General features: G+C 70.6%; 25 protein-coding genes. 8 read left to right on the forward strand and 17 right to left on the reverse strand.

All coding sequences use genetic code 11. From position 1 onward, the window contains the following. Positions 1-48 precede the first annotated feature (48 nt). Genes EV193_RS33755 through EV193_RS34130 form a run of 4 tightly spaced genes read right to left on the reverse strand, consistent with a single transcriptional unit; the run spans position 49 to position 3,496 of the window. Complete coding sequence (locus tag EV193_RS33755) at positions 49-1,236, reverse strand: ABC transporter permease (protein ID WP_207222681.1); 1,188 nt, start codon at positions 1,234-1,236, stop codon at positions 49-51. Further along, entirely contained in the window at positions 1,237-1,896 is a 660-nt protein-coding gene (locus tag EV193_RS33760) for an ABC transporter ATP-binding protein (protein WP_207222682.1), read from the reverse strand. It lies immediately after the preceding gene. Continuing rightward, the gene (locus EV193_RS17505) at positions 1,893-2,957 is read right to left on the reverse strand and encodes a peptidoglycan-binding protein (RefSeq protein ID WP_242613458.1); all 1,065 of its coding nucleotides are present in this window, start codon (positions 2,955-2,957) and stop codon (positions 1,893-1,895) included. The genes EV193_RS33760 and EV193_RS17505 overlap by 4 nt, the downstream gene beginning before the upstream one ends. Next, entirely contained in the window at positions 2,954-3,496 is a 543-nt protein-coding gene (locus tag EV193_RS34130; RefSeq protein ID WP_242613459.1) for a hypothetical protein, read from the reverse strand. The genes EV193_RS17505 and EV193_RS34130 overlap by 4 nt, the downstream gene beginning before the upstream one ends. 121 nt (positions 3,497-3,617) lie before the next feature. Between EV193_RS34130 and EV193_RS17510 the strand changes: the two genes are divergently transcribed. Beyond that, positions 3,618-4,274 carry a response regulator transcription factor gene (locus EV193_RS17510; protein WP_130345201.1) on the forward strand — a complete coding sequence of 219 codons (657 nt, stop codon included), beginning with the start codon at positions 3,618-3,620 and terminating at the stop codon, positions 4,272-4,274. Next, positions 4,271-5,428: a sensor histidine kinase gene (locus EV193_RS17515; protein ID WP_130345202.1), complete on the forward strand. Its 1,158-nt coding sequence runs from the start codon at positions 4,271-4,273 to the stop codon at positions 5,426-5,428. The genes EV193_RS17510 and EV193_RS17515 overlap by 4 nt, the downstream gene beginning before the upstream one ends. Positions 5,429-5,596: 168 nt before the next feature. On the opposite strand, the gene EV193_RS17520 is transcribed toward EV193_RS17515, so the two are convergent. The 3 genes from EV193_RS17520 to EV193_RS17530 form a co-directional block, all read right to left on the reverse strand. Next, positions 5,597-6,700, reverse strand: a complete 1,104-nt coding sequence (locus tag EV193_RS17520) for an SPFH domain-containing protein (protein WP_130345203.1) — start codon at positions 6,698-6,700, stop codon at positions 5,597-5,599. Position 6,701: 1 nt separating this feature from the next. Next, entirely contained in the window at positions 6,702-6,950 is a 249-nt protein-coding gene (locus EV193_RS17525) for a hypothetical protein (protein ID WP_130345204.1), read from the reverse strand. 65 nt (positions 6,951-7,015) lie between these two features. Continuing rightward, positions 7,016-9,061 carry an amidohydrolase family protein gene (locus tag EV193_RS17530; protein WP_130345205.1) on the reverse strand — a complete coding sequence of 682 codons (2,046 nt, stop codon included), beginning with the start codon at positions 9,059-9,061 and terminating at the stop codon, positions 7,016-7,018. A 90-nt stretch (positions 9,062-9,151) separates the two neighbouring features. Here EV193_RS17530 and EV193_RS17535 point away from each other — a divergent pair, with 90 nt between their 5' ends. The 4 genes from EV193_RS17535 to EV193_RS17550 are packed head-to-tail and all read left to right on the forward strand — an operon-like array spanning position 9,152 to position 11,227. Next, a complete protein-coding gene (locus EV193_RS17535; protein ID WP_130345206.1) occupies positions 9,152-9,730 on the forward strand; it encodes a peroxidase-related enzyme in 579 nt (192 codons plus the stop codon). Between the two features lie 16 nt (positions 9,731-9,746). Further along, a complete protein-coding gene (locus tag EV193_RS17540) occupies positions 9,747-10,199 on the forward strand; it encodes an RDD family protein (RefSeq protein ID WP_130345207.1) in 453 nt (150 codons plus the stop codon). 24 nt (positions 10,200-10,223) lie between these two features. Then, the gene (locus tag EV193_RS17545; protein WP_165401386.1) at positions 10,224-10,670 is read left to right on the forward strand and encodes an RDD family protein; all 447 of its coding nucleotides are present in this window, start codon (positions 10,224-10,226) and stop codon (positions 10,668-10,670) included. 2 nt (positions 10,671-10,672) lie between these two features. Next, a complete protein-coding gene (locus EV193_RS17550; protein WP_130345209.1) occupies positions 10,673-11,227 on the forward strand; it encodes a hypothetical protein in 555 nt (184 codons plus the stop codon). Here EV193_RS17550 and EV193_RS17555 read toward each other — a convergent pair whose 3' ends face one another. From EV193_RS17555 to EV193_RS17570, 5 genes are all read right to left on the reverse strand, one after another. After that, entirely contained in the window at positions 11,228-12,154 is a 927-nt protein-coding gene (locus EV193_RS17555) for a bifunctional helix-turn-helix transcriptional regulator/GNAT family N-acetyltransferase (protein ID WP_130345210.1), read from the reverse strand. Positions 12,155-12,189: 35 nt separating this feature from the next. Beyond that, the gene (locus tag EV193_RS17560) at positions 12,190-13,101 is read right to left on the reverse strand and encodes an ROK family protein (RefSeq protein ID WP_130345211.1); all 912 of its coding nucleotides are present in this window, start codon (positions 13,099-13,101) and stop codon (positions 12,190-12,192) included. A 371-nt stretch (positions 13,102-13,472) separates the two neighbouring features. Continuing rightward, positions 13,473-13,625, reverse strand: a complete 153-nt coding sequence (locus EV193_RS33375) for a hypothetical protein (RefSeq protein WP_165401387.1) — start codon at positions 13,623-13,625, stop codon at positions 13,473-13,475. Between the two features lie 260 nt (positions 13,626-13,885). Continuing rightward, positions 13,886-15,079 (reverse strand): AAA family ATPase, encoded by a 1,194-nt coding sequence (locus tag EV193_RS17565; RefSeq protein ID WP_130345212.1) that lies wholly within the window; start codon positions 15,077-15,079, stop codon positions 13,886-13,888. Positions 15,080-15,421: 342 nt separating this feature from the next. Continuing rightward, positions 15,422-15,871: a carboxymuconolactone decarboxylase family protein gene (locus EV193_RS17570; protein ID WP_242613460.1), complete on the reverse strand. Its 450-nt coding sequence runs from the start codon at positions 15,869-15,871 to the stop codon at positions 15,422-15,424. A gap of 95 nt (positions 15,872-15,966) precedes the next feature. Here EV193_RS17570 and EV193_RS17575 point away from each other — a divergent pair, with 95 nt between their 5' ends. After that, entirely contained in the window at positions 15,967-16,848 is an 882-nt protein-coding gene (locus tag EV193_RS17575) for a sigma-70 family RNA polymerase sigma factor (RefSeq protein WP_130345214.1), read from the forward strand. A 63-nt stretch (positions 16,849-16,911) separates the two neighbouring features. Here the strand turns inward: EV193_RS17575 and ligD are convergent, their stop codons facing one another. The 4 genes from ligD to EV193_RS17595 are packed head-to-tail and all read right to left on the reverse strand — an operon-like array spanning position 16,912 to position 20,430. Next, positions 16,912-17,847, reverse strand: coding sequence for a non-homologous end-joining DNA ligase (ligD, locus tag EV193_RS17580; RefSeq protein ID WP_130345215.1), 936 nt, complete (start codon positions 17,845-17,847; stop codon positions 16,912-16,914). Between the two features lie 9 nt (positions 17,848-17,856). Continuing rightward, positions 17,857-18,438, reverse strand: a complete 582-nt coding sequence (locus EV193_RS17585) for a dihydrofolate reductase family protein (RefSeq protein ID WP_130345216.1) — start codon at positions 18,436-18,438, stop codon at positions 17,857-17,859. 19 nt (positions 18,439-18,457) lie between these two features. After that, positions 18,458-19,834, reverse strand: a complete 1,377-nt coding sequence (locus tag EV193_RS17590) for an FAD-binding oxidoreductase (RefSeq protein ID WP_130345217.1) — start codon at positions 19,832-19,834, stop codon at positions 18,458-18,460. A 35-nt stretch (positions 19,835-19,869) separates the two neighbouring features. Next, a complete protein-coding gene (locus EV193_RS17595; protein WP_130345218.1) occupies positions 19,870-20,430 on the reverse strand; it encodes a dihydrofolate reductase family protein in 561 nt (186 codons plus the stop codon). Between the two features lie 137 nt (positions 20,431-20,567). On the opposite strand from EV193_RS17595, the gene EV193_RS17600 reads away from it, so the two are divergent. Continuing rightward, entirely contained in the window at positions 20,568-23,255 is a 2,688-nt protein-coding gene (locus EV193_RS17600) for an ATP-binding protein (protein WP_130345219.1), read from the forward strand. 45 nt (positions 23,256-23,300) lie between these two features. On the opposite strand, the gene EV193_RS17605 is transcribed toward EV193_RS17600, so the two are convergent. Continuing rightward, positions 23,301-24,581 carry an acetyl-CoA C-acetyltransferase gene (locus EV193_RS17605; RefSeq protein ID WP_130345220.1) on the reverse strand — a complete coding sequence of 427 codons (1,281 nt, stop codon included), beginning with the start codon at positions 24,579-24,581 and terminating at the stop codon, positions 23,301-23,303. Positions 24,582-24,644 lie beyond the last annotated feature (63 nt).

Consider the following 24,644-nt stretch of genomic DNA (forward strand, 5'->3'; position numbering starts at 1 on the left):
TCAACGACGAAGAGACGAACGATCGCGTCGGGAATCGACACTACGCGGTCACACCGTGGTCAACGCCTCGGTGGGAGCCATGCGTGCCGCACGAACCGCCGGGTACAGGCCCGCGATCGCCCCGATCAGCAACGTGGCGCCCACCCCGCCGGCGGTGGCCCACACCGGAACGGTCGCCGGCCACCCCCGGATCACGGCGTACACCGCGGTCACGCCGACCCCGAGCAGCACGCCCACGATCCCGCCGAGCGCGGACAGCAGCAGCGACTCGGCGAGGAACTGCAGCCGGATCTGCCCCCTGGTCGCGCCGAAGGATCGCCGAAGGCCGATCTCCGCCCGCCGCTCCAACACGGAGATGATCATCGTGTTGGCCACGCCGACGCCGCCGACGAGCAGGGCCACCGCGCCGAGGCCGAGCAGCAGACCGGAGAACGCGCGGTCGGTCGCCCGGTGCGCGGCCAGCGCGTCGGACGGCCGGGACACCCTGACCTCGTTGGGGGACAACGGGTTCGCGGTCGGTGCCAACACATCGCGCACCCGCTCGACGGCCGACTCCGCGCTGCGCGTGTACACCGTCGTCGGATGCCCGTCGAAGTCCACGATGGACTCCGCGACCTGCCAGCCGATCAGCGCGGCCGAGTCCAGCTCCGGCACCAGAGGCACCGGACGGAGCACGCCGACCACCGTGAACCAGGAGCCGCCGAGATAGACCTGGACCCCGACCGACCCGACGCCGAGCCGCGCCGCCGCGGCCGAGCCGAGCACGGTGGCCGGGTACCTCGCCGTCGCCGCGTTCAGCCAGGTGCCGCCGGCCAGCGTGGCGCCGACCGTCCGGGGCAGGTCCAGCGTGGCGGCCTGCACCGAGATCCCGCCGGACTCGGCGGCCCGGATCTTGTCGGTTCGGTACACCTTCGCCGAGGTGATCCGTCCGGTCGCGGCGACCTGCCGCACCGACGCGATCCGGGAGATCATCGGCACCGACTCCGGAGGGAGCGTGGCCTTGTCCCCGGTCAACGTGTCGCCGGGGGCCACGGTGAGCAGGTTCGTGCCGAGCGCGGCGAGTTGCCGGTCGAGCTGCGCGCCGCTGGACGAGGAGATGCCGACCACGGCGGTCATCGCCGCGATGCCGATCGCGATGCCCAGCGCGGACAGGACGACTCGCAGCGGCCGGGTGCGCAGACCGACGCCGCCGACGCGGAGCACGTCACGCGGGCGCAGGCGTGCCGGTGACAACATTCAGACCACCGCCCCGTCACGCAGGGACACCCGGCGCGGCATGCCGGCCGCGATCCCGACGTCGTGAGTGATCACCAGAACGGTCGCGCCGGCCGCGTTCAGCTCGCGCAGCAGCGACAGCACGCCGGCGCCGGACACCGTGTCCAGGTTGCCGGTCGGCTCGTCGGCCAGCAGCACGGCCGGCTCGCCGACCACCGCCCTGGCGATGGCCACCCGCTGCCGCTCGCCGCCGGACAGCTCGTGCGGCCGGTGGTCGAGCCGGTCGCCGAGGCCGACTCGCACCAACGCTTCACGCGCCTCGTCGCGCCGGCGCCGGAGCGGGACACCCCGGTACAGCAACCCTTCCGCCACGTTGTCCACCGCGGACATCCCCGGCGCGAGGTGGAACTGCTGGAACACGAAGCCGATCCGGCGCGCCCGCAGCGCGGAGAGCTGCCGGTCGGACAGCCGCGCCACGTCGTGGCCCTCGATGCGCACGGTGCCGGACGACGGGCGGTCCAGCGTGCCGACCAGATGCAGCATGGTCGACTTGCCGGAGCCGGACGGGCCGACGATGGCGACCAGCTCGCCGGGCTCGACGGTCAGCGTCACGCCGCGCAGCGCCGTCACCCCGCCCGGGTACTCCTTGGCCACGCCGGCCAACTCGATCACCGCGGTCATGACGGCACCCCGACCCGGGTGCTCTCGGTGATCCCGGCGCCGGTGATCTCGACCCGGCCGTTCGCGAACATGCCGGTCTGCACCGGAACCACGCGCGTGCCGGCGCCGTCGACGATCTGCACGCCGTACCCGCCCTCCGGCAGCGCGAGCAGCGCCGCCACCGGAACGGACAGCACGTTCTCCCGGCGCGACGCGGTGAACGCCACGTCCACCGACGCCTGGTCGAGCCCGGCGAGTACCTGCTCGTCGTCGACGGTGACGGTGACCTCGATCTTCGTGGTCTGGGTGGCCGCCGTGCCGGGCGCGACGATCGTGCGACTTCGCGCGATCCGCCCGCCGGCCACCGTCCCGTTCGGCAGCGTCACCGACACCGGTGTGCCCGTGCGGGCCAGCCGCTGGGCGGACACCGCGAGCTCCACCACGACCACGCGTGTGGAACCGGTGCGGCCGAGCAGTTCCCGGCCCGGCTGGAGCTCGTCGCCGACCGCCGACTTGTGCGCGTCCACCCGGACCGGTCCCGGCGCGTAGACGACACGGCCGAGCTCGACCACCCCGGTCTCCGGCAGCCCGAGGGACTTCTGCCACTTCTTCACGGCCGCCGCGGTGGCCTCGGCGTACTTGTCGTCGACGGCGAATCCCTTGTACCCCAACGCCTTCAGGTTCTGCTCGAACTGCTGGACGTCGGCGCCCACCGTCCCCGGCGCGAGCACGCGGTAGGCCGGCAGCGGGCCGTACAGCAGCACCACCGGCGTGTTGTCCGCCCGGTACAGCGACTGTCCACGGTGGACGGTCGACCCGACGGCTGCCAGCTCGGTCACGGTCCCGCCGAGCCTGCCGGCCACCGGTGTCACGTCGCCGTAGCTCAGCTTGCCGCTCTCGCGCCGCGTGTCGACCAGCGTCCCCCTGATCACCGGCGCGGTCGCCGGAGGGCCGCTGGTCGCGGGTTCGCCCGCCGGGTCGCGCAGCCCGAGGTCGGCGCCGAACGCGGTGACCGCCACGGCTCCGCCCGCGACGGTGAGCAGGACGACCGCGACCGCGGCCACTCGGCGTCCGCGGCTCACTTCGGATCCCGGGGGCTCAGGTGCGGGCCGGCCGCACCGGTCGGCCGGAACTGGGCGCAAACCCGTTCCGCCGCCTGGAACTTCGGGTCCTCGGGGTCCACGCCGCCGGAGCCGTTGGAGTTGCTGCCGTTGCCGTTGCGCTCGACCTGCGGGCCGCCGTCCGGCTTCGGATCGGGGAAGTCGGGCACGCCGTTGTCCCGCATGCACCGCGCCATCTTCCGCATCTGCTCCACCGTCTGGGGATCGAGCTTGCGCGGCTCGCCTCCGTTCGGCATGTACTGCTTGCAGTTCTTCGTCGCCGCGTCCGCCTTGTCCGGGTCGACGCCGTCGGGCAGGCTGACGCTGAACTCGCGATCGCCGCCGCTGGTCGGATCGGGCATGTTGATGCCCTGGTCGCGCATGCACCGCGCGAACTTGATCCCGTCGCCTTTGTCGGACGCCGGGGCGGCCGTCGTGGCGTCGTTCGCGGTGCCGCCGGTCGTGCCGCATCCGGTCAACGCGGCCAGCAGGCCGATCACCAGTCCGGTTCTGATGCGCATCGCGTTCTCCTTTCCCGTCGAGCCGTTCTCGACCGCGGAAAGCGAAGCGGGCGGGACATTTCCCGGCCGTTTCCGAAAACGTTGACGCCCAGGTGACGCCCTCGGCGGCCACCATGGGGAGATGCGGATCCTGGTGATCGAGGACGAGCCGCTGCTCGCCGACGCGGTGGCCACCTGGCTGCGCGGGGACGCGCACGCGGTGGACGTGGTGTACGACGGCGGTGCCGCACTCGAGCGGATCGGCGTGCACGACTACGACGTGGTGGTGCTCGACCGTGATCTCCCTGTCGTGCACGGCGACGAGGTGTGCCGGATTCTGGTGGCGGGCGACTCGCCGGCGCGGGTGCTGATGCTGACCGCGTCGACGCGGATCGACGAGCGGGTCGACGGCCTGGCGCTCGGTGCGGACGACTACCTGCCGAAGCCGTTCGCGTTCCCCGAACTGGCCGCGCGGGTGACCGCGCTCGGCCGGCGGGCCCGTCCGGCGGCACCGCCGACGCTGTCCCGCGCCGGCATCCGGCTGGACCCGCACCGCCGCGAGGTGTACCGCGACGGGCGCTACGTTCCCTTGTCCCGCAAGGAGTTCGCGGTTCTCGTCGAGCTGCTGCTCGCCGACGGCGCGGCGGTCTCCGCGGAGCACCTGCTGGAGAAGGCGTGGGACGAGCACGCCGATCCGTTCACCAACGCGGTGCGGATGACGATCTTGAAGCTGCGCCGCAAGCTGGGCGATCCACCGGTGCTGCTCACCGATCCGGGAGTGGGGTACCGGATCCCGTGAGGCGAGCCCGACTGACCATTCGCGCCCGCCTCACGCTGGTCTACGGCGGGCTGTTCCTGTTGGCCGGCGTGGTGCTGCTGGCGGTGACCTTCGCGCTGATGTCCGCCCGGCTGCCGCGCGAGGGGAACATGGAGTTCCACCAGCAGGGCTCCGCGCCGCCTCCGCCGGAAAGCCACGCCCAGCTCACCCAGGTCGCGGAGAACACCAGGGAGAACGCGCTCGCCGCGCTGCTGACCCAGGGCGGGATCGCGCTCGTCCTGGTCAGCGTGACCGCGATCGCGCTCGGCTGGCTGATCGCCGGCCGGATGCTCCAGCCGCTGCACCGCATCACCGAGACGGCCAGGCGGATCGCCGACTCGCCGGTCGCCGACCGGGGGCTGCACGACCGGATCGCGCTGGCCGGCCCGCGCGACGAGGTGAAGGAACTGGCCGACACGTTCGACGTGATGCTGGAGCACCTCGACCGCTCGTTCGACGGCCAGCGCCGGTTCATCGCCAACGCGTCGCACGAGCTGCGCACCCCGCTGACGCTCAACCGGGCGCTGCTGGAGGTGGCGGTGCACCGTGAACCGGCGACACCGGAGGTGCGCCAGCTCGGCGGCACGCTGCTGGAGATCAACGCCAGGCACGAGAAGCTGATCGACGGGCTGCTGCTGCTCGCCCGTTCGGAGCGGGACGTGGTCGAGCGGTCCTATGTGGACCTCGCCGACATCGTCGAGCACGTGGCGCACCAGCTCCCGTCGGACGGGGTCGCGGTGCACACCGAGGCGTCCGAGGCGCCGACCACCGGCGATCCGGTGCTGCTCGAGCGGCTCGTGCAGAACCTGGTGGAGAACGGGATCCGGCACAACGTCGTGCGCGGCGGCTGGGTGCGGGTGACCAGTGCGACCGACCCGGACGGGACGGTGTCGCTGCGGGTCAGCAACACCGGCCCGGTCGTGCCGGGTTACGAGGTGGCCAGCCTGTCCGAGCCGTTCCGCCGGCTGCACACCGAACGCCAGTCCGGCTCGCCGGGCTCCGGGCTGGGGCTGTCGATCGTGGCGGCGGTCGCGGCCGCCCACCGGGGGCAGGTGCACGCCGAACCGCACGACGACGGCGGCCTCATCGTCACCGTGACCCTGCCAGCGGCGGCCGATGCTAGCGCCTGTTCATAGTTGCTTGGGTAGTTACTTAGGGCACGCCCAGGCGGCGATCTACGGCGTTGGCGTCCGCTCGAGTATGCCCAATACGAGTCGCTCCCATCACACGACCCGATGTAGCTCAGCTCATCCACCTGGACGCGCCCGGTGGGTCACCCTCCGTGGATGGAGTCGAGACAAGGCCTAGTCGTCCGCCGCTTTCTCCTCGCCCGGCGAGAGTGCCTTCTGCAGCGAGTTGAAGACCGTCAAGCCCTGGCCGACCATGCCGTTGATCATCTCGCCGACGCCGTCCGGCCCGTTGAGCACCGTCAGGTTGGCGCCGGCCAGCCCCTGGGAGGCCTGGCGCACGATGTCGGGCAGCTGCTCGATCAGGAGCTGGTCGAGCGCGATGCGGTTGTTGGACGCGGCGGCGTCGGCCTGGATGCGGGTCCGGTCCGCCTCCGCCTTGGCCAGCACCCGAACGCGCTCGGCCTCCGCCTCGGCCGGCTTGATGACCTCGGACACCAGCTCCTGCTCGCGCAGGGTCGCCTGCTTGCGGGCCTGCTCGGCCTGCGCGTCGAGCACCTCCTGGGTGGCCCGCGCCTCGGCCAGTGGTCCGGCCTGGCTCGCCTCGGCGTTGGCCTTGTCCACGTCGCGCTGGTACTCGGCCTTCAGCAGCGAGGTCTCCCGCTGGTACTCGGCCTGCTTGCGCAGCGACTGCTGCTCGGCGTCGGCGGAGCGCTGTGCCGCCTCCGACTGCGCGATCTGGGCGTCTCGTTGCACCGCGGCGTTGTGCGGGGCGGCCAGTGCGGTGATGTAGCCGAGGTCGCCGTCGTCTATCGACTGGATCTGGAACGAATCGACCCAGAGCCCGATGTTGCTCATCTCGACCTTCGACGCGACGAGCACCTCGTCGGCGAGCTTCTGCCGCTCCCGGATGATCTCTTCCACGGTCATCGATCCGACGATGGAACGCAGGTGACCGGAGAAGATGCGACCGGTCAGCACCGACATCTCGCGTTCCTGTTCGGACAGGAACCGCTGCGCCGCGTTGACGATCGACACCGTGTCGTTGGCGACCTTGAACGCGATCACCGCGCGCACCTCGAGCTGGATCGCCTGCTTGGTGACGCAGCGCTCCTTGATCTCGGCCTCGAACATGGCCAGCGACAGGAAGCGCACCTTGCGGAGCACGGGCATGACGAACTTGCCCCGCCCGATGATCACCTTGAACGGCGCGTTCTCCTTGACCCGCGCACCGCTGACGAGCATGGCCTCGTCCGGATCCGGAACGTGATAGCCGAGCATTTCAGCCTTCTCCCCCTGGCCCGTGCCAGTTCATTTCATTGCCGATGGGTGTCCACGGGACGACGTCGACGATGCGTCCCGGATTGACCTGCACGATCAAGACGGTCGCGCCGGAGTCGATCGGCTCCGCCGACCGCGCGATGTAGAGCTCCGTTCCCCCACGAACAGCGACCAGTACCTCACTGAGGTGTCCGGATCCCCGGATAGCGGACGTCAGCGTACCGGTAAGACCCTGCACCGGATCGGTCAATCGTGCTCCTCGACCAAGGGAAATCGATTCGCACAGCGTAGAGCCTGCCGGGGGTGGCCCGTGGGCTATTCCGTTGCGCGGGCCCACATTCGCAGGTAGGTCTCCGCGCCGCGGGCCATGTCGGTCATGATCGCCGGGCCGTCGGGGCCCGCCGCCAGGCGCAGGTCCTCCACCCAGTCGGGCAGCAGTCCGTAGTGCGCGAACCCGTCGGTGTTGACGTCGTAGACCCGCTGTCCGGTGCGCTGGCGGTCGATCACCGTGCCGCCGTCGAAGGACGTGAACGGGTACCGGACCTTGTTGCTCGCGTTGTTCGCGCGCGGCGGGGGCTGTGTGCCGTAGCCGTTGGTGTCGAAGCCGGCGCCGAAGCCGAACAGGTACTTCGGGTCGGACGCCGCCTTGTACTTGCGCCACTGTTCGACGAACTTGGACGACTCGTGACCGTAGGAGGTGGCGATCCCGCCCAGCGCGTACAGGCGCTTCTGGTACAGCGGCTCCATCCACGAGTGGCCGGACACCACGCCCGCGTACTTGTTGTCCTCCAACAGTTTCAGCGTCGCGTCGGCGGCCTTCACGCTCATGTGGTCGATGTCCAGGATCATGTTTCGGGCGATCAGCCCGCGCACCGCGTGCGCGCCGAGGTCGGTCAGCCCGTTGATGTTGCAGTGCGGCGCCTTCGGGTACACCGGCAGCGTCACGCCGAGCGGCACGAGCGCGGCGAGCGGCCCGACGAGCACCTCGGTGAGCGGGTTGTTGAACTCGATCGTGTTGTCGTGCGCCGGACCGGTGCACGTCTCGGCCTGCCAGAACCGGCCGGTGGAATAGAAGTTCGCCGCGTTGACCGCGATTCCCTGCACACCGCCGTCGAATCGAACGCCGCACAGCGCGTTGTCGTATTTGTGGCACAGGAACATCTGCCGGACGCCGAGCGAGTGCAGTTCGTCCAGTCCCTTGTCGATGTCGGCCGCGGTGCACTGCGGGACACCGTTTTTGATACCGCACCCGAACGGCTGCGACATCTCCACGGCGAGTACCACCGCGAGCTTGCCCTGCGCGACGATCTGCCGTGCCTGCGCGGGATCGGTGACGATGCGGAACCAGCCGCGGCCGACCCCGCCGTGCTGCGCGTCGACGAAGTCCTGCAGCTCGTGGATTCGCCGTGACTGCAGGCGAATCGATTCCCGGTCGTCACACGAGTTCTTCTTCAGCGGGTAGATCTCGCACAGCGCGGCGTTGTTCACGAAATGGTTGGTGTACACGCGAAGGCCGCCGCGCCACGCGCGCTCCAGCCATTTGTAGTACGTGCCCTCGTGGGTGAACTGGTTCCATTTCGGCCAGTCCCGGAACGTGGGCCAGCCGGTGGTGTCGTGGGTCAGCGACGGGTACGCGCCGCTGGACACGTTCTCCCACCACGCGCCGAGCCCGGCCGGCTCGTGGTCCGGGCAGTCGCGCAGCGCGTCGGTGATCCCGTAGCCGCTCCACGGCTTCCCGCAGTGCGTCCGGCCGCCGATGCCCTCGAACATCGTCAGGTGGTTGTGCATGTCGAGCAGGCCGCGAACCTCGCCGTCCGGCGTGGTGCCGGAGACCGGTGGCCCCTCGAGGTTCAGCTCCGCCTCGGGGATGTCCGCGCACCCGCTCGCCGGTTCGAGCCGGAACCGGTTGTCGTTGGTGCCACTGGCGTTGCGCAGGGTCAGCGCGTTGACCAGCGGCACGGTGGCGAGCTGTTTGCCGGCCGAGGTCGAGGTGAGCGTGTACCCGTCGCCGGCGGGATCGATGCGCCATTCGGTGGCCGGGCCGGCGGACTTGGCCGGGACGGTGACGAGGTTCAGCGGCGCCGCGGCGATGAAGTCCTGCTTGGTGCCGTACAGCAGGTAGCGCCCCTGGTCGGTGGCCCGCAGGCGGAACACCTGCTCGGGCGCGGCCGCGTTCGCGTCGTAGTTGCCGAGCGCGCCGGTGGCGACGTACTTGCCGGAGCCCACCGACTTCACCGCGAAGCAGCCGCCGTCCAGCGGCTCGGCTGATCCGGCCGGCGCGCCGTCCGCGCCCGGCGCGGTGATCAGCAGGGTGCCCGCCGCGACGGCCACCAACCGGACGAGCATTCCGCGAGCGGTCATCGCCGACACCTCCGACGTGAAGAGAATTCGCATCAGCATCGCGACGAGCCGCGAGTCCGTCAAGCGCCGATTGGGGGATAGCTTTGGTCCATGACTGATGAGGTGAGCCGGTTCGGTGTGGTCGAGCCGGCCGACATGCCGGCCGATCTTCGCGAGCGGATCGGTGCGATCGCGGAGAAGGCCGGGTTCACGCCGAACGTGTTCCGCGCGCTGGCCCGCCGGCCGGACGAACTGCGCGCGTTCCTCGACTATCACGACGCGCTGATGGACAAAGACGACGGGCTCAGCAAGGCCGAGCGGGAACTCGTCGTGGTGGCCACCTCGGGCGCGAACCACTGCACCTACTGCGCGGTGGCGCACGGCGCGGTGCTGCGGATCCGGTCCAAGGACCCGCACCTGGCCGACCACGTGGCGAGCAACCCGTTCAGCGCGCCGCTGACCGGCCGGCAGCGGGCGATCGTGGACCTGGCGCTCGCCCTGTCGATCGACTCGTCGCTGTTCTCCGACACCGACATCGCCACCGCTCGCGCCGCGGGCCTGTCCGACGACGAGATCTGGGACGTCGGCGCGATCACCGCGTTCTTCGCCATGTCCAACAGGCTGGCGCACCTGATGTCATTGCGCCCCAACGAAGAGTTCTACCTGATGGGCCGCGTTCCCCGGGCCTAGGGCAGGATGGCGAGCCATGTCCGAGAAATCGTTCTGGCTCAACATCGTCCGGTACAGCGACCTGCGCAGGCTGCGCAGCGAGCCGGCGCTCCAGAACGCGAACATTCCGGTGGCGCACGGAGACGACAACGACCCGCGCTACCCGTCGAAGACGACCCTGCGCCGGGTGCTGGGGTTCATCGTCGATCTCGCGCTGCACTGGGGGATCGGGATCGGCGCGTTCCTCGCCATGAAGAAGGTGCCCGCGCTGGAGAAGTTCGCCGACAAGGCGTGGCTCGGGCTGTTCCTGGGCTTCCTGCTGGCGTCGATAGTGCACCGGATCTTCGTGCAGCGGCTGGTGTACACCACGCTCGGCAAGGCGATCTTCGGCGTGCGCTACATCCGCAGCGACACCGGCGGCCCGCCGACGCTGTGGTCACTGGTCAAGGAGTGGCTGTTCGGCATCCTGCGCTTCCTCGCGCACTACTGACCGCGGTACGGCAGGATGCCGGCAATGTCGTTCGAGCTGGTTCCCGCGCGGTTTCGCGACGTGCGCCGGCTGCGCCGCCACGGTGCGCCGGCCAGTGTGGCGCTGCCGGCGAAGCACGGCGGAATCGACGATCCGCGCTACCCGTCCGGGACCGGCCTCGGTGTGACGCTCGGATTCGTGATCGACTTCGCGCTGCACGTCGGAGTCGGAGTCGGCGCGTGCCTGGCGCTCCAACGGCTGCCGGCGCTGGAGCGGTTCGCCGACCTGGCGTGGCTCGGGCTGCTCCTGGGGTTCCTGCTGGCGTCGATCGTGCACCGGATCTTCGTGCAGCGACTGACGCACACCACGCTCGGCAAGGCGATCTTCGGCGTGTGCCTCATCCGCAGCGACACCGGCGGCCCACCGACGCTGTGGTCACTGGTCAAAGTGTGGCTGCGCGGTGTGCTCGGTGTGCTCGGCTCCGGGGTCTGACGGTGACCGATCCCTACCGGCGCCGGGAGGCCGTGCGCGATCTCGCCGAGCTGCGGGTGCCGGTCGACCGGGCGGTGGCGGCGCTGGACGGCCTCGGGTCGAGCCGCGAGCACGTGGTGTACACGCTGACCGCCGAGAACGTGCTGAACCTGCTCGCGAGGCACCGCGACGGCGCACTGTCCACAGAGGACTGCCGGCGGTGGGTGCGCGCGCTGCGCGAGTGTGTCGACGTCGGGCTGGAACCGGAGTTCGCCGACCTGCTCGAGCGATTCCTTGCCTCGCCGGTCACACCCGAGTGGGCCGCCGTCTGGGCGGAGCGGCTGCGTGCGAGTGGCGACGAGTTCGAGCCGATCAACGGGTTCGCGGGCAGGTCCGAGTTCCGCCGGTTCCAGCAGTGGATCACCGACCGGCTCGCCGACGGCACGCTGACCGAGGTGCCGGTCACCTCGCCGTACGGTCAGTTCGACGAGCGCTGGTTCCGCACGTCGGACGGGCAGACCTGGCGGTGGGTGTGGCAGGACGGGCCGTTCAACGGGTTGTTCGCGCGGGTGCGCTGATCAGAGGTCGAGCCGCCAGGTCTGGCCGACCACCTTCGTGCCGAACAGCTTCTCCGGCTGCTCGTCGACCATGGTGAACCCGGCGCGCTCATAGATCCGGCGCGCGGCGGCGAGCACGTCGATGGTCCACAGCTCGATCGCGGTGTAGCCGGAGTCGCGGGCGAAGGCCAGGCACTGCTCCACCAGTCGCGAGCCGACGCCGTGCCCTCTGACCGACGGCTCGACCAGCAGCAGCCGCAGTTTCGCGGTCGTGTCGTCCTTGCGCACGCAGAAGATCGAGCCGGCCGGCTCGCCGTCCAACTCGGCGATCCAGGCGGATTCGCGATCGGCGTCGTGCCCGTCGACGTAGTCGGACACGATTCGCGCGATCAGCGCCTCGTAGCCGCGATCGAGGCCGTACTCGTGCGCGTACAGCTCGCCGTGCCGCTGCACGACCCAGCCGAGGTCGCCGGCGCGCAGCGGGCGCAGCACGACGGTTCGCGGTGTCTCGCGTCCGCCGAGCCGGGCGGTGATCACGTCCATCGCCTCGATCAGCCTGCGCTGGCCGTCGTCGTCCACTGTGGACAGAAGTTCGGCGACCTCGGCGGCGGAGGCCTTGTCCAGCTTGCGGAACGCGCGCCAGCCGGCCGGGGTCAGCCGCACGACCTGGCGCCGACCGTCCGATGTGGACTTGCCGCGGTGCACGAGGCCGTCCGCGTCGAACCTGGCCAGCAGCCGGGACAGGTAGCCGCCGTCCAGATCGAGCGTGCGGCGCAGTTCGGCGACGTCGACGCTGTCCCGCTGGGCCAGCTCGAACAGCACCCGCGCCTCGGTGAGCGAGTACGGGCTGTCCAGCAGGCCTTCGTCGAGCGCGCCGACGATCCTGGTGTACATCCGGTTGAACTCGCGGACCCTGTCGATCCGCTGGCGGAGGTCCCGCGAACCCATGACGATCACAACCAATTCGTTGACTAGGTCAACGACTATATATCGGCTCGCAAGGCCATGGCCGCCGCTCCGATCATGCCGGCGTTCTTGGCCAGCGCGGCCGGGGCGATCCTGAGCTGGTCCACATAGGACAGCCGGGCGTGATCGGCGAGCGCCTCGCGCACCGGGTCGAACAGCAGGTCGCCGGCCTTGGAGACGCCTCCCCCGATCACCGCCAGCTCCAGATCGCACACCACCGCGGTGGCGGCGATCGCCATACCGACCGCCCGGCCGCCGCGCTGGAAGGTGGCCAGCGCGATCTTGTCGCCGTGGTTGGCCGCCGCCGCGAGGTGCGCGGCGTCGGCGTGATCGGGCGCCTGCCAGCCCTGGGTTCGAGCCCAGCGCACCATGTTCGGCCCGCTCGCGACGGTCTCCACGCAGCCGCGGCCGCCGCAGGTGCACGGCCAGCCGTCGTCCTCGACGATCACGTGCCCGATGTGTCCGGCGTTGCCGGTGCGCCCGGGGTAGGGCCGCCCGCCCAGCACCAGCCCGCCGCCGACGCCGGTGGACACGACCATGCCGAGCATGAACTCGCTGCCCTGGCCGGCGCCGAGCCAGTGTTCGCCGAGCGCCATGCACACGCCGTCGCCGGCCAGTTCGACGGTCGCCCCAGTGGCCAGCTCGCGCAGTCGCGCGCGCAGCGGGAACTCCCGCCAGCAGGTGATGTTGATCGGGCTGACCGTGCCGGCGCCGATGTCCACCGGGCCGGCGCAGCACGCGCCGATCGCCTCGACGGAGGTGTCCCCGAGGACCTGGCGCGCGCAGTCGGCCACGGCCTGCCAGGTCTGCTCGGCGTCGCCGGTGGGAGTGGGCACCACGGCCTCGGCGAGTACCGTGCCCGCCTCGTCCACCAGCCCCGCCGCGATCTTGGTTCCGCCGATGTCGATGGCCAGCACGGTCCTCGTCATGTGCGGAACTCTCGCCGGTCGGGCCATGCCACACAAGTCGGCGGTGCTCCCCGCACATCGGGGAGCACCGCCGTCTCGGCAGAGAATCGTCAGGGGGTCTTCTTGTCCCTGATCATTCCGTCGGCGCCGGCCTGGCCGCGCTCGCAGTCCTCGTGTCGGTGCGCGGGAGTGTGTCGCGACGGGCTGGGTGGCTCGCCTGGCGGAGTGGTCTCGACGCCGGCTCAGACAATGAGAAGCCCCGCAGTGCTGCCAGGTCGGGGGTCCGCCAGCACTGCGGGGTCACCCGGAACATCGGTCGCCGTTCCGGAGGCGTTACACCTACATCGTACTGTGGTCTGGATCACAGGAGTAGTAGGCGCGGAGTCGTGTCGTCAGCTGAGCTTCTCGCGGTGGGCCTGCGCCTGAGCCATGATGATCAGCTCGTGGCGCATCGCCGGCGTCGCGGCGCTCTCGATCGCGTGGTTGACCGCCCTGCGGTTACGGGCCTCGACGCGGCGGGCTCGGAACTTCGCAGCGATGTTCATCGGTCTGCATCCCCTTCGTTGGGTCGCTCGTTGTTGTGTGACTCCAGTATGCCGCAAACCTCCCTCGAAATCACTCGATTATCCGGTGACCTCCCGCACAAGCCGATGAATCATCGGCTGCGATCCGGTTGAGCCCGGCGTTCTTTCGGTCGTCGCGCGTGATGTGGGCGACAAAGGTGTAACGCCGGGCAGCGCGGAATCACCCGATATCCGGGTTTCTAGCGCAGACGCTAGACAGGTGGAGAAAGCTCGAGGAACGATCAGTCCTCGCGGTCGAGCAGGAACTTCCCGAAGTGCGGCACGGTGAACGCGATCCGGCCGCGCTCGCCGGAGTACACCAGCCCCTTCTTGATGAGGCTGTCCCGCGCCGGCGAGAGTGAGGACGGCTTGCGGCCGAGGAAGACCGCGATGTCCGAGGTGGCAGCGCCCTCGTCGCGCCCCTCGGTCAGCTCGGCCATCGCCCGCAGGTACTCCCGCTCGGCCGGCGTGGCCCGCTCGTAGCGCGAGCCGAAGAACCCGACCGCGAGTTCCGCGTTCGCCTCCGGTGCGGCCACCGCCACGTCCTCCGCGGTGATCGGATCGTCCGGCGCCGCGTCCCACGCCGCCTTGCCGTACGCCTGGATGAAGTACGGGTAGCCGCCGGACGCGACGAACAGCGCCTCCAGCGCGTCCGGCGTGATCCCGGCCTCCTCGCGGTCGATCGGCGCGAGCACGGCGTGGTCGGCGTTCTCCCGGTCCAGCCGGTCGATCCGCACGTACCGGAACAGCCGTTCCGAGTAGGACTTGCTGGCCGAGAGCACCGCCGGCAGGTGCGGCAGCCCGGCGCCGACCACCACCAGCGGCGCGCCGAGCTGGGACAGCTCGTGGCACGCGGCGCACAGCGCGGACACGTCGTCCGGCTCGATGTCCTGCATCTCGTCGATCAGGATCGCCACGCCGGTACCCACGTCCTGGGCCAGCTCCGCGACATCGGTGAACAGCTCCACCAGATCGATCTCGATGTCGCCGGAGTCCGCGCGCCCCTGTGCGGCCGGCACGTCGATGCCCGGCTGCCACCGGTCGCGCAGCTTCGCGTTGTCCGGGTTGGCCTTGAGCGCGAACGCCTTGAGCACGGCGAGCACCTGCTCCACGCGATCGGGCGCACGGTGTCGCACGGCGAGATCGCGCACGGCCCGGTGCAGTGCCGCGGACAGCGGACGGCGCAGATCGGCGTCCGGCCGCGCCTCGATCTTGCCGGCACCCCAACCGCGCCGGACGGCCTTGGATCGCAGTTCGCCGAGCAGCACGGTCTTGCCGACGCCGCGCAGACCGGTCAGCACCAGACTGCGCTCCGGCCGCCCGCGCGCGACCCGTTCCAGCACGACGTCGAACGCCGCGACCTCCTTCTCCCGGCCGGCGAGCTCGGGCGGACGCTGGCCTGCGCCGGGGGCGAACGGGTTGCGCACCGGGTCCATCATCGAAAGGTATCGGCGTTTCTAGTGTGGACCCGATATTGACGAAGAAACCGCTACGGCGTGTCGGTGTTTCTTTATCGAGGGCAAGGTCGCCTAGTCGGCTTCGCCGACGGCCTGTGGTTGTTTTGCTTGGGTGGTTGGGGGCCGCGAGGTGGGTGGCTGGGTTGATTGGGTAGTCCAGCCACGCCACCTCCACGACAGCGGGCTCGTTCCTCGCCCGCTGTCCCTCCGGTGTCGTAGGGGCGACCGCCCTCGACAATGAGTTTCGACCTCAGCGGGCTTTCGCTCGGTGCGGTCGACACACCCGGCTGCGTGAAGTCGGTAGGTGGGTAGGTGGGCCGATTACCAGAGTTGGCCGGCCGGCTCCTTGACCGTGGTGTTGACCCGGTTGAAGAAATTGATCATCCCGACGCTCAGTACGATCGCGGCGACCTGCTTCTCGTCGTAGTGCTTGTTGACCTCGGCCCACAGCTCGTCGGACACCGATTCCTCCGAACGGTCGGCCAGCCGGGTCACGACCTCGGTCAGCGCCAGCACCGCGCGCTCGCCGTCGGTGAAGAACGGCGCCTCCCGCCACACCGCCACCGCCGCGATCCGCTCGTTGGTCTCCCCGTGCTTGGTGCGCAGATAGTGATCGTGCCCGTAGACGCACGCCGCGCAGCCGTTGATCTGGCTCGCGCGCAGGGCGATCAGCTCCAGCAGCGACTCGGGAGCGCCACTCTCGGCCATGGCCTTGTGGAAGTGCTTGATGGCGGTCATGGCCGACGGCAGTGCCATCACGGGGTTGGTCATTCGTGCCTGCATGATTTTCCTCCTGTGTTCGGTCACATCGACCGGGTTTCGGTTCGTCAGCTACAAGACGGGTCGCGGAAAGGGGAATGTGACCGATGGACGAGAACTTTCTCGCCGAGCAGTTCGAGGAGCACCGCGCGCGCCTGAAGTCGGTCGCCTACCGCATGCTCGGGTCGCTCACCGATGCGGACGACGCGGTGCAGGAGGCGTGGCTGAAGGTGCGCCGCGCGGACACCGACGAGGTGGCGAACCTCGGCGCCTGGCTGACCACGGTCGTCGGGCGGGTGTGTCTGGACATGCTGCGCTCCCGGCGATCCCGCCGCGAGGAGCCGCTGGAGACACAGACGCACCTGCCCGATCCAGTCGTTACCCGATCCGAGAGCACCGATCCCGAACAGAGAGCACTGCTCTCGGATTCGGTAGGGATTGCCCTGCTCGTCGTGCTCGAGTCGCTCGGGCCGGCCGAGCGGCTGGCGTTCGTGCTGCACGACATGTTCGGTGTGTCGTTCGACGAGATCGCGCCGATCGTCGGGCGCACCCCGGCCGCGGCGCGCAAGATGGCCAGCCGGGCCCGGCAGCGGGTGCGGGGCAGTGCGCCGACCGGACGCGCCGACCTCGGCCAGCAGCGCAAGGTGGTCGACGCGTTCCTGGCCGCGGCGCGCGGCGGTGACATCGCCGGGTTGATCAGCGTGCTCGACCCGGACGTGGTGCTGCGCTCCGATGTCGGCATGGGCGCGGTCGACGTGATCTCGGGTGCGGAGACGGTGGCCACCCAGGCGGCCGCGTTCCGGCACGCGGTCACCGAGCTGGAGGTGTTCCCGGCCGTGGTCAACGGCAACGCGGGCGTGGTCAGCACGGACAACGGGGTGCCGCGCTCGGTGCTCAGCTTCACGGTGGTCGGCGACAAGATCGTCGAGATCGACATCATCGCCGACCAGGAGCGGCTCGCCGGTCTGGACGTGTCGGCGCTGCGCTAAGGGCGTATCCGGCTCTCTAGTGATCACACTAGAGAGCCGGATACTGTGTTACTTCCTACTGGTCTACTCCGCGTCGAGACCGTCCCGGTCGGCCCACTCCAGCAGCGGCTCCAGGGAGAACGCGCGATCGTCGATGCCGGCGTGCAGGTCGCCACGCTCGGCGAACCGGGCCGACACGGCCGACATCGTGCAGTCATCCGGCTCGACGTCGTCCACCTCGTCCCAGGTGACCGGCGTGGACACCAGCCCATCGGGCACGCCCCGCACCGAGTACGCGCTGGCGATCGTGTGGTCGCGGGCGTTCTGGTTGTAGTCCACGAACAGCGCCTTCGGGTCGCGGTCCTTGCGCCACCACGCCGTCGTGACCTCCTTCGGTGCCCGCCGCTCGACCTCCTTGGCGAACGCCAGCGCGGCCCGGCGCACCTCGCCGAACCCCCACCGCGGCTCGATGCGGACGTAGACGTGCAGCCCGTTGCCGCCGGAGGTCTTCGGCCAGCCGACGATGCCCAGCTCGTCCAGCACCTCGCCGGCGACCCGGGCGACCCGGCGGACGGTGTCGAACCCGCACTCCGGCATCGGATCGAGGTCGATGCGCCACTCGTCGGGCTTCTCGGTGTCGGCCCGGCGCGAGTTCCACGGGTGGAACTCCACGGTGGACATCTGCACCGCCCAGATCACGCTGGCCAACTCGGTCACGCACAGCTCGTCGGCGTGCCGGTTGTAGCGCGGGAAGGTCACCCGCACGGTCTCCAGCCACGGCGGCGCGCCGTGTGGGATCCGCTTCTGGTGCACCTTCTCGCCGGCCACGCCGGACGGGAACCGGTGCAGCATGCACGGCCGCTCGCGCAGCGCGCGCACGATGCCGTCGCCCACCGAGATGTAGTAGCGGGCGAGGTCCAGCTTGGTCTGCCCGGTGGCCGGGAAGTACACCCGGTCCGGGTTGGAGATGCGGACCGTGCGGTCGCCCACCTCCAGCTCGATCGCCGACGACGTGGCCATACCGGAACGCTAGCGCTCGTTCGGGTCGGTGACCGGGCGATAGCGCACGTTGAGGGTGGTCACCTGGTCGTGGTCGTTGAGCAGTTCGAGGTCGACGGGGGCGCCACCGGGATTGTCGAACAGTCGAATCCCGTCGCCGAGCAGCACCGGCACGATGTGCAGATCGATCTCGTTGATCAGCCCGCGTTCGAGGGCCTGGCGGCCGATGCTGGCGGACATGACCTCGAGGTTCTTGCCGCCCGCCGCCTCCAGCCCGATCCGGACGGCCTCGGCGACATCGCAGGTCAGAAACGTCGTGCCGGCGGTGGGCGGGGCGTCCTCGGGATGGTGCGTGAGGATGAAGACCGGGCCCTGCCAGCCGCCGTAGGTGCCGCTGGGCTCGGGGAAGGCGTCGAAGCCGTCCCGTCCGCCCAGCACGGCGCCGGTCGTCTCGACGTACTCCTCGACGAGGCTGGGACGGGAGACGCCCTTCATCCAGCCCATCGCGTGGTTCGGTCCCGCCACGAACCCGTCCAGCGACATCGTGAAGTGCCACAGCACCTTGCCCTCGGCGGTTTGCGGTTTCGTGTCGGCTATCGCTGCTGTGGACATGATCGATCCTCTCTGACGGTCATCGGCTGGGTGCGATGTTCTGGTTGAGCCGGAACACGTTGTCCGGGTCGTACCGGTCCTTGAGCGCGGTGAGGCGGGCGAGCTTGTGCGCCGGGTAGGCCCGTCGAACGCCGGCGGCGCCCTCGTCGATCAAGGTGTTGACGTAGGCGCCCCTGGCGTAGGGCTCGAGTGCGGCGGCGCACCGTCTGATCGCGGCGATCCGGCTGTCGTCCTCGCCGGGCTCGGTCCATCCGGCGGCGGCCACGTACTCGAACATCGTGTCGCGGTGGCTGAAGGCCGCGTCGTCGTCCGGCACGTCGGCGATCGCGCCGCCGTAGGCCTGCAGGCTCACCGACGGCAGGTGCTCGCCGGTCCCGTCCGCGGTGCCGCGCAGGAGAAAGGCGCGGATGGCGTCGTCGGAGAACTCGGTGAGGTAGTGGCCCTTCCAGTACCGGCGCCGCGCGTGTCCTCGCACGCTGTCGTCCGTGGTCTGCAGCCGCAGGTACGACAGCTCCTCGACCCGTTCCGCGACCGGCCGCCCGAACGCCCGCATCGCGGGGAGCAGCCGCCGGCCCTCCTCGAGGTCGCCGACCCACACGAAGCCGACCTGGGCCAGCGCGGTGCCGCGCAGCTCCGGCGGGACGAACTCGCCGTCGGCGATGCCGACCCCGGCGGTGAACGTGGCCGAGCGGGGTGCCTCGGCGTTGAGATCACGCCATTGGCGCAGGACCGGGAGCGCGTCGTCGATCGGGAAGAGGAAGTCCGCGATGAGGGCCTGGGTGCCGACCGGGTGCAGCCGGAACTCGAACTCGGTCACGATCCCGAAGTTCCCGCCGCCGCCGCGCAGCCCCCAGTACAGCTCGGGATGCTCGGTCTCGCTGGCCCGCAGCAGCTCACCGTCAGCCGTGACCATCGTGTAGGAGATCACGTTGTCGCAGGTCAGGCCGTACTGGCGGGCGAGCCAGCCCATCCCGCCGCCGAGGGTCAGTCCGCCGACGCCGGTGTGCGACACGTTGCCGGCGGTCGTCGCCAGACCGTGCTCCTGCGCGGCCCGGTCGAGTGCGCCGAGCAGCGCACCGCCCTTGACCCACGCGCGGCGCCGGACCGGATCGACCCGGACGGCGGACAGCGGCGTGAGGTCGATCATGAGGCCGTCGTCCGGCACGGCGGCTCCGGCGATGCCGTGACCGCCGCAGCGCACGCCGATGGTCAGCTCGTGCGCCCTGGCGAACCGCACGGCCGCCACCACGTCCCGGTCGCTCGCGCAGCGGACGATCAGCCGCGGCCGTCTGTCGATCATGGCGTTCCAGACGGTGCGCGCCTGGTCGTACCCGTCGTCTCCGGGCAGCAGCAGGTGGCCGTCGAGCCGGTCGGACAGATCGGCTGTGGTCTCCATGTGTCCTCCTCCTGGGAGCGAATGTGAGCGCGGCATCAGGCGGCCGATCCGGCGATCGGGCGGTAGACGAGAACGACGAGACCCGAGGTGAACGTCCTGGTCCGCTCCAGGCGCAGCTTCGCCGTGCTGCCGTCCCGAAAGAGCAGGTCACGCAGGTTTCCCCGGCCGAGGAGTACCGGGTGCAGCCAGACCCGCAGCTCGTCGAGCAGGTCGTGGCACATCAGGGTTTGCGCGACCGGGCCGAACCCGTACATCAGGAGGTTCTGGCCGCTCCGCATCAGCTTCGACACCTCGCCGGGGAGGTCATCGCCGATGATCGTGGTGTTGCCCCAGTCGGCCCTGGCCAAGGTGGACGACACGACGTACTTGGGCATCGTGTTGATGCGCGTCGCCACATCCGAATCGGTGGCAGCGGCCGACCACGCCCCGGCGAGCGTCTGGTAGGTCCGGCGGCCCATCACGAGCGCGTCGCTGGCCAGGAGTTGCCGGTGGGCGTACGCGGCGGCCTCGTCGTCGTGGTGGTCGAACATCCACCGTTCCGGGTGTTCGATCACCCCGTCCAGCGACATGTCGACCGATGCGACTGTCCGTTTCATGTCCGATCACCTCCGCCTGACCTCGGTCTTCGCTGCCAGGACAGAGTCCAACGGGACACGGTGGGCACACATCCGTGCCAGCACGGAGTCACCACCGATCGACCCCGGATCGACTCCGAATCGGTCAGACTGTCGCCGTGCATCAGGTCGAGGTGTCCGAGCGTGAGGCAGAGGTACTCGCGGCGGTCGGCGCGCGCCTGTCCAACGCCCAGATCGCCAACCGGCTACACATCTCGGTGCGCACGGTCGAGAGCCACGTGTCGTCGCTGCTGCGCAAGTACGGCGCCACCGACCGGTGGGACCTCGCCGAGCAGGCGCAGCGAGGCACGCCCCCACCCGGTCACCTGGCCGGGCTGCCGACCTCGCGCACCACGTTCGTCGGCCGGGCCCGCGAGCGCGACCTGGTCATCGGCCTGCTCGCGGACACGCGGCTGGTGACGCTGCTCGGCCCCGGCGGGATCGGCAAGACCCGGCTGGCGGCGGCGGTGGCCGAGGCGGCGGGGCCGTCGTTCCCGCTGGGCGGCGCGTTCGTCGACCTGGTGCCGGTGCGCGACGGGTTCGTCGAACGGGCGGTGGCGGCCACCGTCGGCGTGACCGAACGGCCGGGTCAGACGCTGGCGGACAGCATCGCCCAGCGCCTGGGCCGCGGTCGGTCATTGCTGGTCCTGGACAACTGTGAACACCTCGTCGACGCCGCCGCCGAGTTCGTCGAGCGGCTGCTGTCGACCTGTCCCGACGTGACGGTGCTGGTCACCAGCCGGGAGCGGACCGGTGTGCCGGGCGAGCGGACGGTGCCGGTCGAGCCGCTGCCGTTGGCCTCCGACGCCGAGCGGCTGTTCCTCGACCGGGCCACCGCCGCCGACCCCGACTTCACGGCCGGCCAGGCCGTCGTCGCCGAACTCTGCGGCCGGCTGGACGGCCTGCCACTGGCGATCGAGCTGGCGGCGGCACGCAGCGCGTCGCTCGGCGTCGACGGGTTGCTCGCCGCGCTGGACGACGGCCTGCGGGTGCTGACCGGTGGCCGAGGGTCGGTCGAGCGGCACCGGTCCCTGCGCGCGGTGCTCGACTGGAGTCACGACCTGCTGGCCGAGGACGAACGCGAGTTGTTCCGCCGGCTGTCGGTCTTCGTCAGCGGGTTCGACCTGACGGCGGTCGCCGCGGTGGTGCCCGGTCGTACCGGCGGCGCGGTCGCCGACGTGCTCGGCAGGCTGGTCGACAAGAGCCTGGTCGTGCACCAGGGCGGTACGCGGAGCAGGTGGCGGCTGCTGGAGACGGTGCGCGCGTTCGCCGCGGACCGGCTCGACGCGAGCGGTGAGCGGGCCGAGGTCCAGCAGTGGCACCTGCGCTGGGCCGTCGCGGCCGGCGCCGAGCTGGAGACCAGGCTGGACGGCGAGTGGCGGGGTGACTTCGACGCGGTCGTCGACGACCTGCGCGCGGCCCTCGCGGCGGCCGCTCCCGGCCCCGAGGTCCTCCCGCACCGGCTGGCCCGGTCGCTCGGGCACCTGACCTACGCCCGCCGGTTCCTGCACGAAGCCCCCGGCCACTACGAGGAAGCCGCCAGGCGGGCGCTCACTCCTCGGGAGGCCGCACGGGACCTGCGCAGTGCCTCCGACGGCGCGCACGCCTTCATCGACACGGGCCGCGCCTGCGACCTGCTGCTCGCCTCGGCCGAGCAGTCGCGGGTGGCCGGGGACGCGAACGCCGAGGCGATCACGCTCGCCTTCGCCGTCACCACGGCCAACCGGCACCCGGCCGGGTTCACCGAGGAGGTGCCGCACGAGCGGCTGCGCGAGTTGCTCGACCGGGCCACGGCCGTCGGTGATCACCAGGATCGGTTCGTGGCGGCCCATCTCGCCGCCGCGAACGCGTGGAACGCCACCGGGGAGAAGGTCACCCCCGAGCCCGACCTGGTGCCGGCCGCGGTGGCCACCGCCCGCGCGACCGGCGATCCGGTGCTGATCAGCGCGGGCCTCGACGGGGTCGGCATCACGGCACTCGCGGACGGCCGGTTCCGGGAGGCGCACCGGGTCGCCACCGAGCGGATGGCCCTGCTGGACGACATGTCCCGCGACGACCCGTACCCGGCACCCGAGATCACCGACACCTACCACATGGCCGCCACCTGCGCGGTCGCCGTCGGCGAGCTGTCCGCCGCGCTGTCCGTGGCCAGGCTGGCCGCTGCCGACGACCTCGTCGGCCACCAGTCGGCCGTCGCCATGAGCGCACTGCTGCCGGCGCTGGTGCTGCTCGGCGACCTCGACGGGGTCGTGCGCGACGGGCCGGTCATCTGGGACGTCTGCGAGCGGGCCGACAGTCCTCTCGGGTGGGTGTCACCGGCGGTCGCGTCGGTCGCGCTGGCCCACGGTCTGCTCGGCCACGACGACGAGTTCCGGCTGTGGCGGGACAGGGCCGAGCAGGTCGCCGGCAGCGCCCGGTCCCGGTATCTGGCTTCGTTCGCGGCGTTCGTCGACGCCCGGGTGGCACTGCACACCGGGCGGACCGACGACGCCGGCGTGCTGATCGAGCGCGCCTTCGCCGACTTCCCGCGCCAGGACTGGCACCGCGCGTTCGCCAACGCCGCCGGGGCGGAGCTGGCTGTCGCGAGTGGACTGCCCGACGCGGCCGACCGACTCGCGGCGGCGTCGGCCACGGCCACCGAGAACGACTGGGCGATCGCCTGCCTGGCCCGAGCCCGCGGCCGGCTCGACCGCGACGCGGACGCGCTCACCGCGGCCCTCGCCGCCTGGGACCGCATCGGCGCCCGCGTCGAACACGCCTACACCGAGCGGCTGATCGAGGAGCTAGATCTCTCTACGGGAGTCTAGGAACCCCTCCTAGACTCCCGTAGAGCTTGCTACTTCTCCACGCTGTTACTTCTCCACGATGGCGGTGACGCCCTGGCCGCCCGCCGCGCAGATCGAGATCAGGCCCTTGCCCGAGCCCTTCTCGTCGAGCAGCTTCGCCAGCGTCGCCACGATCCGGCCGCCGGTCGCCGCGAACGGGTGACCCGCGGCCAGCGAGGAACCGTTGACGTTCAACCTCGACCGGTCGATCGAGCCGAGCGGCGCGTCCAGTCCCAGCTTCTCCTTGGCGAACTTCGGGTCCTCCCACGCCTTCAACGTGGACAGCACCTGGGACGCGAACGCCTCGTGGATCTCGTAGAAGTCGAAGTCCTGCAGGGCGAGCCCGGCCCGCGAGAGCATCCGCGGCACCGCGTACGCCGGCGCCATCAGCAGGCCCTCGTCGCCGTGCACGTAGTCGACCGCCGCCGTCTCGGAGAAGGTCAGGTACGCCAGCACCGGCAGCTTGTGCGCCTTGGCCCACTGCGGGTTGGCCAGCAGCACGGTGGACGCGCCGTCGGACAGCGGCGTGGAGTTGCCCGCCGTCATGGTGCCGCTCTCGCCGCCGAACGCCGGCTTGAGCTTGGCCAGCTTCTCCGCGGTGGAGTCGGCCCGCATGTTCTGGTCCTTGCTCAGCCCGAGGAACGGGGTGACCAGGTCGTCGAAGAACCCGCGCGCGTACGCGGCGGCGAGCTTCTGGTGACTGGCGGCGGCCAACTCGTCCTGCTCGGCACGCGTGACGTCCCACTCCTTGGCGGTGATCGCGGCGTGCTGACCCATGGACAGACCCGTGCGCGGCTCGGCGTTCTGCGGAATCGCCGGCACGATGAAATTCGGCCGCAGTTTTGTCAGCAGCTTGAGCCTTCCGGCCGCGCTCTTTGTGCGATTCGCCTCCAGCAGCAGCTGCCGGTAGCCCTCGTTGAGCGCGAGCGGCGCGTCGCTGGTGGTGTCCACACCCCCGGCGATGCCGGAGTCGATCTGCCCGAGGGCGATCTTGTTGGCCACCTGGATGATCGCCTGCAGGCCGGTACCGCAGGCCTGCTGGACGTCGTAGGCGGGCGTCTCCGGCGACAGTCGCGAGCCGAGCACGCTCTCCCGTGCGAGGTTGAAGTCCTTGCTGTGCTTGAGCACCGCACCGGCCGCGACCTCGCCGAGTCGCTCGTCCTGCAGGCTGAACCGGCTGACTAGCCCGTCCAGCGCCGCGGTGAACATGTCCTGGTTGGACGCCGTCGCGTACGGCCCATTCGACCGTGCGAACGGAATCCGGTTACCGCCGATGATCGCTACCCGGCGGGTGCCGCTCGAGGCCATTTCGTCCTCCTGCAGAAGTTCTTGGCGCCGCATCGATGTGCACTGGCGATCCTAACCTACCCG

This window comes from Herbihabitans rhizosphaerae, assembly GCF_004216555.1.
GTDB lineage: Bacteria > Actinomycetota > Actinomycetes > Mycobacteriales > Pseudonocardiaceae > Herbihabitans > Herbihabitans rhizosphaerae.

Coding starts and splice junctions, on each gene's coding strand:
- EV193_RS33755 (WP_207222681.1), bottom strand. CDS start 1,236: ATGTTGTCACCGGCACGCCTGCGCCCGCGTGACGTGCTCCGCGTCGGC.
- EV193_RS33760 (WP_207222682.1), bottom strand. CDS start 1,896: ATGACCGCGGTGATCGAGTTGGCCGGCGTGGCCAAGGAGTACCCGGGC.
- EV193_RS34130 (WP_242613459.1), bottom strand. CDS start 3,496: ATGCGCATCAGAACCGGACTGGTGATCGGCCTGCTGGCCGCGTTGACC.
- EV193_RS17510 (WP_130345201.1), top strand. CDS start 3,618: ATGCGGATCCTGGTGATCGAGGACGAGCCGCTGCTCGCCGACGCGGTG.
- EV193_RS17520 (WP_130345203.1), bottom strand. CDS start 6,700: ATGCTCGGCTATCACGTTCCGGATCCGGACGAGGCCATGCTCGTCAGC.
- EV193_RS17530 (WP_130345205.1), bottom strand. CDS start 9,061: ATGACCGCTCGCGGAATGCTCGTCCGGTTGGTGGCCGTCGCGGCGGGC.
- EV193_RS17535 (WP_130345206.1), top strand. CDS start 9,152: ATGACTGATGAGGTGAGCCGGTTCGGTGTGGTCGAGCCGGCCGACATG.
- EV193_RS17540 (WP_130345207.1), top strand. CDS start 9,747: ATGTCCGAGAAATCGTTCTGGCTCAACATCGTCCGGTACAGCGACCTG.
- EV193_RS17545 (WP_165401386.1), top strand. CDS start 10,224: ATGTCGTTCGAGCTGGTTCCCGCGCGGTTTCGCGACGTGCGCCGGCTG.
- EV193_RS17555 (WP_130345210.1), bottom strand. CDS start 12,154: ATGGGTTCGCGGGACCTCCGCCAGCGGATCGACAGGGTCCGCGAGTTC.
- EV193_RS17560 (WP_130345211.1), bottom strand. CDS start 13,101: ATGACGAGGACCGTGCTGGCCATCGACATCGGCGGAACCAAGATCGCG.
- EV193_RS33375 (WP_165401387.1), bottom strand. CDS start 13,625: ATGAACATCGCTGCGAAGTTCCGAGCCCGCCGCGTCGAGGCCCGTAAC.
- EV193_RS17565 (WP_130345212.1), bottom strand. CDS start 15,079: ATGGACCCGGTGCGCAACCCGTTCGCCCCCGGCGCAGGCCAGCGTCCG.
- EV193_RS17570 (WP_242613460.1), bottom strand. CDS start 15,871: ATGACCAACCCCGTGATGGCACTGCCGTCGGCCATGACCGCCATCAAG.
- EV193_RS17575 (WP_130345214.1), top strand. CDS start 15,967: ATGGACGAGAACTTTCTCGCCGAGCAGTTCGAGGAGCACCGCGCGCGC.
- ligD (WP_130345215.1), bottom strand. CDS start 17,847: ATGGCCACGTCGTCGGCGATCGAGCTGGAGGTGGGCGACCGCACGGTC.
- EV193_RS17585 (WP_130345216.1), bottom strand. CDS start 18,438: ATGTCCACAGCAGCGATAGCCGACACGAAACCGCAAACCGCCGAGGGC.
- EV193_RS17590 (WP_130345217.1), bottom strand. CDS start 19,834: ATGGAGACCACAGCCGATCTGTCCGACCGGCTCGACGGCCACCTGCTG.
- EV193_RS17595 (WP_130345218.1), bottom strand. CDS start 20,430: ATGAAACGGACAGTCGCATCGGTCGACATGTCGCTGGACGGGGTGATC.
- EV193_RS17605 (WP_130345220.1), bottom strand. CDS start 24,581: ATGGCCTCGAGCGGCACCCGCCGGGTAGCGATCATCGGCGGTAACCGG.